General features: G+C 46.9%; 8 protein-coding genes. 6 read left to right on the forward strand and 2 right to left on the reverse strand.

Annotation, left to right across the window (positions count from 1 at the left end; translation table 11 throughout):
- Positions 1 to 137: 137 nt before the first annotated feature.
- From uvrA to Q0Z62_RS06010, 3 genes are read left to right on the forward strand one after another with little or no spacing between them, the layout of a single operon-like run.
- Positions 138 to 5723: an excinuclease ABC subunit UvrA gene (uvrA, locus tag Q0Z62_RS06000; protein ID WP_298052113.1), complete on the forward strand. Its 5586-nt coding sequence runs from the start codon at positions 138 to 140 to the stop codon at positions 5721 to 5723.
- A 7-nt stretch (positions 5724 to 5730) separates the two neighbouring features.
- Entirely contained in the window at positions 5731 to 6843 is a 1113-nt protein-coding gene (pabB, locus tag Q0Z62_RS06005) for an aminodeoxychorismate synthase component I (RefSeq protein WP_298052115.1), read from the forward strand.
- Positions 6844 to 6845: 2 nt separating this feature from the next.
- Positions 6846 to 7493, forward strand: a complete 648-nt coding sequence (locus Q0Z62_RS06010) for an aminotransferase class IV (RefSeq protein WP_298052118.1) — start codon at positions 6846 to 6848, stop codon at positions 7491 to 7493.
- Here the strand turns inward: Q0Z62_RS06010 and Q0Z62_RS06015 are convergent.
- Positions 7479 to 8285 carry a tRNA threonylcarbamoyladenosine dehydratase gene (locus Q0Z62_RS06015; RefSeq protein WP_298052122.1) on the reverse strand — a complete coding sequence of 269 codons (807 nt, stop codon included), beginning with the start codon at positions 8283 to 8285 and terminating at the stop codon, positions 7479 to 7481. The genes Q0Z62_RS06010 and Q0Z62_RS06015 overlap by 15 nt on opposite strands.
- A 128-nt stretch (positions 8286 to 8413) precedes the next feature.
- On the opposite strand from Q0Z62_RS06015, the gene Q0Z62_RS06020 reads away from it, so the two are divergent.
- From Q0Z62_RS06020 to purU, 3 genes are all read left to right on the forward strand, one after another.
- Positions 8414 to 9025, forward strand: a complete 612-nt coding sequence (locus Q0Z62_RS06020; RefSeq protein ID WP_298052127.1) for a gamma-glutamylcyclotransferase — start codon at positions 8414 to 8416, stop codon at positions 9023 to 9025.
- 2 nt (positions 9026 to 9027) lie between these two features.
- Complete coding sequence (gene pdxH / locus Q0Z62_RS06025; protein ID WP_269901365.1) at positions 9028 to 9657, forward strand: pyridoxamine 5'-phosphate oxidase; 630 nt, start codon at positions 9028 to 9030, stop codon at positions 9655 to 9657.
- Positions 9658 to 9819: 162 nt separating this feature from the next.
- A complete protein-coding gene (purU, locus tag Q0Z62_RS06030) occupies positions 9820 to 10668 on the forward strand; it encodes a formyltetrahydrofolate deformylase (protein ID WP_269901364.1) in 849 nt (282 codons plus the stop codon).
- A gap of 69 nt (positions 10669 to 10737) precedes the next feature.
- Here the strand turns inward: purU and Q0Z62_RS06035 are convergent, their stop codons facing one another.
- Positions 10738 to 11100, reverse strand: coding sequence for a hypothetical protein (locus tag Q0Z62_RS06035; RefSeq protein WP_269901363.1), 363 nt, complete (start codon positions 11098 to 11100; stop codon positions 10738 to 10740).
- Positions 11101 to 11290 lie beyond the last annotated feature (190 nt).

The raw sequence follows: 11290 nt of genomic DNA on the forward strand, positions 1-11290 counted from the left end.
AATTCTCCGGATACGTAAACAAAGCTAAGAATTATACAAGCATACTTAGCCACAGATACAGTAGATTTTACCGCATACCGCCCCTATATACAAAGAACGCTCTCCTTTATTGCCATTGCTTTCCCTTTAGTGACTCTATGACCTCTCAAATTCGCATCTTTGGTGCTCGCCAAAACAATTTAAAAAACCTCGATGTCAGCTTTGATACTGGAAAAATTACGGTATTAACCGGCGTCTCTGGATCAGGTAAGTCATCCTTAGCCTTTGACACCCTTTATGCCGAAGGTCAGCGTCGCTATGTGGAGACGTTTTCCCCCTACGCTCGTCAATTTTTAGACCGTATGGATAAGCCGCAGGTCGATAAAATCGAAGGAATTCTCCCCGCCATCGCAATAGATCAAGTCAATCCTGTGCGTAACTCACGCAGCTCCGTAGGCACAATGACTGAGCTCAACGATTACCTTAAACTGCTCTACGCACGACTTAGTCATCTGCATTGTCGAAAATGTGGTCAACACATTCATCACGAAGACGCCCAACGCATTGCCTCACAACTCAGAGAGCGTTGCTCTCATGATGACCCACGCTTGGTGTTGACCTTTGCCATTGATGTGCCGAGCAACTTCAGCACCGATGAAATTCAGCAATTCCTAGAGCAACAAGGCTATACACGTTTACACGAGTCGGCACAAAACCCCAAAAAAAATAGCAAAAAAGAAACCTCACAGCGTCTTTACGTCATTCAAGACCGCTTCCGACTCAGCAAAGCAGAGCCTGCTCGTCTGATGGAGGCCTTAGATGCCGCACTGCATTATGGGCATGGTCACCTGAGCGTTTTTGCTCTAGATGATGAAAAAAATGAAACGCAATGGAATTTTAGTGCGGGCTTACATTGCGCCACGTGCGATATTGACTACAACACACCTCAACCAAGCACTTTCTCCTTTAATTCTCCTCTAGGAGCCTGTGAGAGCTGTAAAGGCTTTGGGCGGGTGATGGGCATTGATTACGGCCTGGTGATTCCAGATGAAAATAAAAGCCTACTCGAAGGGGCGATTAAGCCTTGGCAAACCGAATCAAATAAGGTGCATCAAAAAGACCTAGAGCGCTTTGCTAAAGAAGCCGGCATTCGACTGGCCGCCCCCTGGAAAGCGTTAAGTGCTGAAGAACAGGCGTGGGTTATTCAAGGCGCCCCCGACTTTAAAGGGGGAACTCGGGCGTGGAAAACCCAGTGGTATGGAATACAACGTTATTTTGACTGGCAGGAGTCACGTGCCTACAAAATGCATGTGCGAGTCATGTTATCCAAATACCGTAGCTACAATACTTGCCCCACCTGTTTAGGTTCACGCTTAAAGCCAGAGGCTTTGCTGTGGCGCTTAGGACAACATAGTGCCATTGACGATAACGGCTCTTATACACGCTTTATGCCTGTCAATACCCAGTGGACTCAAGCCCAATTAGCGGCTATGCCTGGTTTTCATATTCATGACTTAATGCGGCTTCCGATTGACTCTGTACGTGATTTCTTTGCCACCTTAGTGTTTGATGGAGAGCTCAATGCAGCCACACAGTTATTACGCAACGAGATCAATACGCGTCTTAATTTCCTCTGTGAAGTGGGGTTGGGCTACTTATCATTAGACCGCCAAAGTCGTACCTTATCAGGTGGCGAGGTGCAGCGTATCAACCTTACTACTGCTCTTGGTACCTCATTAGTCAATACTCTGTTTGTACTTGATGAACCGTCTATTGGGCTACACCCCCACGACATGCATCGCATTGTGCAGATCATGCAACGCCTACGTCACAATGGAAATACCTTGGTTGTGGTCGAGCACGATCCTCAAGTCATGGTTGCAGCAGACCGAATTTTAGATATAGGCCCTGGTCCGGGAGAAAAAGGCGGCCAAATTACGTTTGATGGCGCCCCCCATCAATTACGAGATGCCCCCACCCTGACTGGTGATTACCTAAGTGGCAGAAAAACGATTGCCGCCCCGTTAGCGCAAACAGTAACTGCCCACACCCCGCGCCTGCTATTACAAGGGGTACGTGCTCACAATTTAAAAAATATCGAAGTCTCTTTTCCGCTTCAACGGTTAGTCTGCGTAACAGGAGTATCGGGCTCAGGTAAATCCACCTTAATCCAAGATGTGTTATATCCCGCCCTACGCAAACACTTTGGTGAGGCAACAGAAGCGCCGGGAGAGTTTGACGCCTTACTAGGTGCAGAGCAACTCGCCGAGGTCGTCATGGTCGATCAATCCCAAATTGGACGCACGGCTAGATCCAACCCCGCAAGCTACGTAGGAGCTTTTGATGCCATTCGTAAGCTCTTTGCTCGCGCCCCTTTAGCTATAGAGCGAGACTATAAGCCTGGCACTTTTAGCTTTAATAGTGGTGATGGACGTTGTCCCAGCTGTGGAGGTACCGGATTTGAACACATAGAAATGCAGTTTTTATCTGATGTCTACCTCCGTTGTCCCGACTGTAACGGCACGCGTTTTAGACCCGAAATTTTAGAGGTCCGCATTGAACATCTAGGCCGTAGTGCCTCTATTGACGAGGTCCTCGATATGACCGTCAACGAGGCTCTGGCGTTTTTTGCTGGTTTACATGACGTACAACGTGGATTGGCTCCTCTCGCTGATGTGGGCTTAGATTATCTGACCTTAGGGCAACCCGTGCCCACGCTATCCGGTGGGGAGGCGCAACGCTTAAAACTGGCCGGTTATTTAGCAGAAGCATCAAAGAGCCGTTTAGCCACTGCTAAAGTCGCCAAAAAAGGCAAACTATTCTTATTTGACGAGCCCACCACTGGGCTACATTTTGATGATATTGCCAAACTCATGCAGGCCTTCAGAAAACTGCTGGCAGCAGGACACTCATTAATCGTCATTGAGCATAACTTAGATGTAGTTCGTACTGCGGACTGGGTTATCGATCTAGGTCCAACTGGGGGTGATGCCGGTGGCTCTATTGTCGCTACTGGTAGCCCCCTCGATATTATGCAACAAGCCCAATCACTAACAGGACAAGCTCTACTGCAGTATCAAGATCACATTGTAGGTGCAGATGTGCAGCAACTAGCCGAGCCCAGCGTAAGCTACGCCATCACAAACCCGACTGATGACAACGCTATTCATATTCTTAATGCGCGTGAGCATAATTTAAAAAACATACAAGTCCGTATTCCTCGCGACACCTTTACGGTTATCACAGGCGTCTCTGGCTCTGGCAAATCCACCTTAGCGTTTGATATTCTATTTAATGAGGGCCAACGCCGTTACTTAGAGTCTCTCAATGCCTATGCCCGCTCTATTGTGCAACCCGCTGGTCAGCCGGACGTAGATGCCATTTATGGTATCCCTCCTACGGTTGCTATTGAACAACGCACTAGCCGAGGCGGCTATAAATCTACGGTCGCCACCATGACCGAGATCCACCATTTTTTACGATTACTGTATGTCAAACTAGGGACTCAAATGTGCCCTAGCTGCCAAGTCCCCGTAGAACCACAAAGTCCCGAACAAATTACCGCCCAGTTATTACGTGATTACAAAAATCAACAGGTTGCCATCTACGCCCCCTTGATTGTTGCTAGAAAAGGGTATTACACCGACTTAGCTAAGTGGGCTCATGCTAAAGGCTATAGTCACCTACGCGTGGATCAGACGCTGGTCCCCACAGACCAATGGCCACGCTTAGACCGCTACAAAGAACATAACATTGAGTTACCGATCGCTGACTTTAAGGTAGACTCAAAAAAAGAAAAGCAACTACGTGATGCCGTCCAGCAAGCATTAGAACATGGTCACCAAAGCCTAGTAGTCGTTACTGAGCATGACGAGTTAAAACTTTCCACCGCTAGGGCCTGCCCCAGTTGTGGATGCAGTTTCCCTGAACCAGACCCCCGCCTTTTTTCCTATAATTCGAAGCATGGCTGGTGCCACAGTTGCTTTGGTACCGGCTCTGTCATTGCTGGCTTTGATGCGGAGCAAAGTGGTGAAGAATCCAAATGGCTGGCTACAGACGAGGACAAGACTCCAGCCCACTCAACAACCTGCCCTAGCTGCCAAGGTCAACGATTAAATCCAGTCGCTCTCGCTTTTAGATGGCATCAAACAGGGATTGCCGAACTCTCCGCTTTCTCGATTAATGATGCAAGCGCTTTCTTTGATACGCTACACCTTAGTTCGCGTGAAAAAGACATTGCCCGAGACATTTTTACGGAAATTCATAATCGCCTACGCTTTATGCAAGAAGTAGGCTTGGGCTATTTAGGTTTAGATAGAGCTGCCCCCACGTTGTCAGGAGGCGAAGCACAACGCATTCGACTCGCGGCCCAGCTTGGCTCAAACTTACAGGGTGTTTGCTATATTTTAGATGAGCCTACCATTGGGCTACACCCTCGTGATAATCGTATCTTACTCAAGGCTCTACAACGCCTAGAAGGCAATGGCAACACCTTAGTCGTGGTAGAGCATGACGAAGACACAATACGTCAGGCCAAGCACATTATTGACATTGGTCCAGGTGCGGGTACGCGTGGAGGCCAAGTCGTGGCTCAAGGCTCATTAGCGCAAATTATGGATAACCCAAATTCCTTAACAGGTCGCTATTTGAAACACCCCATCGTGCATCCCATGCAAGCCTACCGCCCTATTGATGACTCTGTCACTCAACTTCATATTCACGGAGCATCCTTACATAATCTCCATCAGGTCGATGCGCATATTCCTCTGCAGCGTTTTAGTGCAATCACGGGCGTTTCTGGCTCTGGGAAATCAACCTTAGCTAGAGAAGTTCTTCTAGAAAATTTAAAGCAAAAATTACGCGCTCCCACCGACTATCTCTGGCAACATTGCCAAGACATTTCTGGATGGGAAAACATAGACCGCGTCTTAGAGGTCGATCAAACCCCTATAGGTAAAACGCCGCGCTCTTGTCCTGCAACCTATATCGGTTTTTGGGACGATATACGGAAACTATTTGCGCAAACGCGCGATGCAAAAATTCGTGGCTGGAATGCCTCTCGCTTTTCATTCAATACCGGTGATGGACGCTGTACTGAGTGTGGAGGACAAGGTATGGTTACCTTTGAAATGAGCTTTCTTCCAGACATTAAAATCCCTTGCGAAAGCTGTCACGGTAAACGATTCAACAACGATACCTTGTCCATTTTCTGGCAAGGTAAAAATATCGGTGATGTCCTGCAAATGGAAGTGGATGATGCCGTAGAGTACTTTGCTTCTCACCCTCGTATTTTACGACCGCTTAAACTGCTGCAAGACGTAGGCTTAGGGTATTTAACGCTAGGCCAACCCTCGCCTACGCTATCAGGCGGCGAGGCACAACGTATTAAGCTCGTTTCTGAACTCAGTAAAGTTCGTCTTGATGAGGGGTTGACTAAAACAGGGCGTGCTTCTCAACAACCACACACGCTTTATGTGCTCGATGAGCCAACGGTTGGATTAGCCATAGCGGACGTAGAAAAATTATTACGAGTGATTCATCGCCTCACAGATGCGCAGCAAAGCGTCGTCGTTATTGAACATAACTTAGACCTAATCGCTGAGGCAGATTGGATCGTAGACATGGGCCCCGAAGGAGGTATAGATGGTGGTCAGTTGGTAGTTGAAGGGACCGTTGATACCGTGCAAAATACGGCTTCATCTCATACCGGTCAGGCTTTGATCGATTTTTTACAACGAAAATAACACCACCATGCATTGTCGATTTGAAAACCGCTTAGACAACACCGCTCTAGAATTGAGTGGCTTAGTTCACACGATCAAGGCTTACCATGCGGAGCAGCTTCCCACCGCATGGGAGCAGATTCAGCAGGCGCAACAACAGGGCTACTGGATCGCCCTCGTCGCTAACTATGAACTAGGCGCCCACTTATTGGGCTTAGCCCACGCTCAACCTAGCTCTAGCCCCATTCTATCGGCTTATGTCATGCGACAAGCTACCCACAGCACTCCATGGGAAGCCCCCACCACAAAACCAACCCTTTATGCCAAAGCGCTCATATCTCGTCAACGCTACATTGAACATATCAATCACATTCAGCAAGGCATTAAAAGAGGAGACTACTATCAAGTCAACTACTCCATCCCTATTGCTATTCAGTGTGAGGCCAGTCCTCAGCAGGTATACCAATCCTTAGCCCACGCCCACCCTGTGGCCTATGGGGCTTACCTCTCTGATGGCAACCGGCATATTCTGTCATTTTCCCCTGAGTTATTCCTACGTAAAACAGCAGATCACTTGTTGGTTAAACCCATGAAAGGAACAATGGCCCGCCACACTGACCCCATCCTTGATGAAGCAAACGCACACACCTTACGCCAGAGCGCTAAAGACGTGGCGGAAAACATCATGATTGTGGATTTATTGCGTAATGATTTAGGTCGTATTGCGACGACTGGCTCAGTACGTGTGCGCAAGTTATTAGAGTTAGAGGCTTATCCTTCCGTTTGGACAATGACATCAACCATAGAGGCACAAGCTCCTAATGTACAGCTCGCAGCTATGATGGAAGCCTTGTTCCCGTGTGGTTCAATTACGGGGACTCCTAAAATAGCTGCCATGCAATGTATTCATGACCTAGAGCAACGTACTCGCGGCATGTATTGTGGCAGTCTAGGTTGGCTAGCCCCAAACGGAGATCTTCAATTAAACGTAGCGATTCGCACAATAGAATACTCCGATTTGCATACCGCCACGTTTGGGGTCGGAGGCGCAATAGTGATTGACTCTGATCCCGACCTAGAGTGGCAAGAATGCCTTTGGAAAGCGCGCGTATTAGGGACAGAGATTCAGTTTGAGGAGTAACCATGTTGTCCGTCATCCATCCACATACTGAGCTCATCGAAACCATGCGACTGCATCGTACAGGCTTAGTGCCTTTACTGGCCCTACACCTCAAACGACTGGAGTATTCGGCTCGAACACTGGGCTACCCGTATCAGCAAAACAGTATTTTGCAGGCATTGCAGCCTTATTTTTTACGGCGCTACACACAACCGCAGCGACTGCGCCTGACACTAGGCCGCACTGGGAAAATCACCGTACAATGCCAACCTCTTGCCGAAACCGCACAGCCTGTCAGACTTGCGCTCAGCCCTCTTAACCCTGTAGCTCCTGCTATTTTACTGCAGCATAAAACCACGCAAAGACAGCACTGGGCGCAAGGCGAACGGTGGCTACAACAACATCCTTCGTTCTTTGATGTTATTTATTTTGATCAGAATCAACAAATTACTGAAGGCGGACGCAGTAACATTTATATTCTAAAAAATAATCGATGGGTCACTCCTTCGTTAAAGCAACCTCTATTAGCTGGGGTGCAACGACAATACCTCTTAGATCAGGGGTGGGTGAGCGAGGAAGACATCACAAAGAAAGACCTGCTACATGCCCCCCGCATTCGGATTTCTAATGCTCTACGTGGTTGGTTAGATGCTCGTTTAGACCACTTTTGATTTTTTTAATACATAATCAATCGCGGCCTGTGCTGCAGCAAAGCCCATAGGGGCCGTGACCGTTACACTAGAGCCATAGCCAGCACAAGATAAGCCTTGAGGCCCGGTGTTACCCTGCTGCCACGCTGACGGCATAATGGCCGACTCCTCTACCCAAAAAACCTCTACCCCCATTTTAGGTATACGCGTGCTCGGCTTTACCTTATCTACTTTAGGCTTTGCGAACCCATACTCTTTGCGTAGTCGCCCTCGTAGCTTAGCTAACATAGCATCATGTGTACTCAAGGATAAGTCCCCACGTTTTAATGCTAATGGGTTTTGTTTACCGCCCGCTGCCCCACATACCAATAAGCGAATGTTATGGCGCTTAGCCGCTAAGATCATGGTGATTTTTGCCTCGGCCTGATCCGTACAATCAATCAACACATCAGGGGCTAAATGAACTAACTGTTCCATATTATCCGCACTGACAAAATCATCAATCAGTTGCACACGGCAGAATGGATTAATATCCAAAATTCGCTCTTGCATGGCTTCGATTTTGGCCTGTCCGACGGTAGACCCTAGAGCAGGTAGTTGACGATTAATATTCGACTCACTGATGTGATCCATGTCTACGATCGTTAACATTCCGATTCCAGAACGTGCTAATGCCTCTACGCACCAGCTGCCTACACCACCAATCCCAGCAATCATAATGTGGGCGTGTCCTAAAATATCGACACTGCCCTCACCATATAATCGATTTAACCCACCAAAACGACGCTCTGCGTTTAATTGCTGCTCAGCCATCACATTCCCTATTTATCCACTCTATAAACCATACAGTTCAGCGCTAATGTGACTTAGAATAATAAGCTCATAGCTGCCTGCTCTGTGTAATAGGCTATGTTACTATTTTTGCTTAATATCATGTGATTATGACTGTTTTTACTGCTCCACCTTCTGCACAACATTTCAAAACACTGACTGCGTCTGAGCTTAATCAGTCCATGTTACAAAGCTTAGGTCATTGGGACCAGACAACAGACCTTTGGCTTTTTGCGTATGGCTCCTTGATTTGGCGACCTGATTTTGAATATCTAGAGCAACGCCCTGCAACCCTGCACGGCTTTCATCGGTCACTGTGCTTATGGTCAAGAATTAATCGAGGCACACCTGAAAACCCCGGCGTTGTTTTTGCGCTTGATGAAGGTGGAATATGTGAGGGAGTCATCTATAAGGTTGCGGCAGATCAGGTAAAGTCCATTTTTCCGCCATTATGGCAACGCGAAATGCCCAGCGGCGCGTACAATCCTAAATGGGTGGACTGCCACAGTGAAGGCTCCGTTTTATCAGCCTTAGCTTTTGTGATTGATCCACATACCGATGCGTATGTGCCCTCTATGCCACTAGAACAGCTACGCGAAGTCATCCATACCGCACATGGTATGAATGGGGCATGTATTGAATATGTACTGCAAACGGCAGCTGCTTTAAAACATGCCAATATTGCAGATCCTAAACTCGAACTTTTAGTGCAACATTTATAGTTATGAGCCTAGCCGATCTACGAAACGAATACGACAAATTTGATCTCCCTGAACACCAACTCACAGACCATCCCCGTGATCTCTTTGACCGTTGGGTTGATGAGGCCATCCGCCTCCAAGCCCCTGAGCCCACTGCCATGAGTTTATCTACCGTCAATGCCGAAGGTATGCCTAGCTCCAGGATTGTCTTACTCAAAGGTTTTGATGAAACGGGCGTCCAGTTTTATACCAATTACGACTCTCGTAAAGGCCAAGATCTACGTCAAAACCCTAAAGCGTGTCTTTTATTTTTCTGGCCAACACTGCAACGTCAAATTCGACTCGAAGGTACTGTAGAAAAAATGAGTGCTGAGCAATCAAGCGCCTATTTTAATAGCCGCCCTCTTGCGTCTCGTATCAGCGCAATAGCCTCACCTCAGAGTCAACCTACAAGCCGAGCTGCTCTAGAAAACCGTAGTGACCAAGTCGCTAAAGAGTTTGGTGACAACCCACCCTGCCCGGAGTTCTGGGGTGGCTATTATTTACAGCCAGAGCGTATTGAGTTTTGGCAAGGCCGCACCTGTAGGCTTCATGATCGCTATCTCTATATAAAACAGGATAAGACCTGGCAAATACAACGTCTAGCTCCTTAGGGATTAGGGCTTACCTAAAGACTCTGATCTGAGCATGGCTTATATGCACGGTATCTGCCACAATAAGCTAAAATCAGACTTTGTATAAAGTACATAAAAGGCTAAGCAACAAATCAAGCTGTATTGATTTGGCTTAGCACTTTTTATTTCATCTAAAAAAACATGAACGATTACATCTTAACTATTTCCTGCCCTGATACCACGGGCATTGTACATACCGTCACCGGCTGGCTTTTAGAGAAACAAGGTAACATCGTTGAAGCAGAGCAATTCGGAGACTCCGGTACAGAGCGCTTTTTTCTACGTATTCACTTTAGCCTACCCGCAATAACTGATGCAGAAAGCTTACGCGCTGACTTTGCACCTATTGCAGATAAATATAATATGGATGCGCATATTTTTGATGCTCAAAAAAAGGCGCGTGTTCTACTATTAGTTAGTCGTCAGGGCCACTGCCTTAATGATTTGTTATTCCGTACTCATAGTGGACAGCTTCCCATCGAGATTGCTGCCGTATTATCTAACCATGCTGATTATGCCTCGTTATCAGCCTCATATAACGTACCATTCCATCATCTGCCTGTTACACCAGAAACTAAAGCAGCCCAAGAAAAGCAGATATTACAGTTTGTGGATGATCTAGACATTGATTTAGTTGTCTTAGCTCGTTATATGCAAATCTTGTCACCAGAGATGTGCAGAGCATTATCCGGTCGAGCCATTAATATTCACCATAGTTTCCTACCAAGCTTTAAAGGCGCACGACCTTATCATCAAGCTCATGCTAGAGGTGTGAAAATCATTGGTGCCACAGCCCATTACGTAACCGAAGATCTAGACGAAGGTCCAATCATCGAGCAAGATATTGAACGCGTAAGCCATGACATGAGTCCTAATGAACTCACCCAAGTAGGCAGTGATGTAGAGTCTTTGGTATTGTCTAGAGCCGTTAAAGCTCACGTCGAGCATCGCATCTTTTTAAATGGTCAACGCACCGTTGTATTTAAATAAACGCCTCTACTCGCTTTCTACACGGCGATACAATAAAAAAGCATCGTTCAATGACGATGCTTTTTCTCTTTAATCCAATGTAGGCGATTGATTTTCAAACAAGGCAAACCAACCTTTAGCTAAGCGATAGATAAGCCAAACAAAAGCAACCGCCCCGCTTAGCCAACCGACAAATATTAACGTCAGTAATGCGCTTAAGCCAACCCAAAGCACACCCCACCAAAAGGTTTTAATTAACCAATCAAAATGAGAAGCATAAACAGTACCAGCCACATCACTTCGCTTGTAATATGCCACCACTACAGCAGCGGCTGTCGCTAAACCAAAAACAGGCGCAGCAATCAAGCCCACCACAAACAGAGCATATAAACAATGGGTCAACTGACGAGCAGATAACCCAGATTGCGGTTCAGGCATCATAGATTGGGTCATGCATTCCTCCTGGAACAAGATAATCAGATAGCATTTAATAATGCTTATTTTACCTTGTTTACTTTCTTTAGGCATAAAAAAACCCCCACTCGATCACGAGTGGGGGTTTTCGGTATAAGAGCTTGACAATGACCTACTTTCACAGGCGTACGCCCACTATCATCGGCGCTAAGGTGTTTCACTGTCCTGT

Source organism: uncultured Paenalcaligenes sp., assembly GCF_947630565.1.
Taxonomy (GTDB): Bacteria; Pseudomonadota; Gammaproteobacteria; order Burkholderiales; family Burkholderiaceae_B; genus Paenalcaligenes; species Paenalcaligenes faecalis.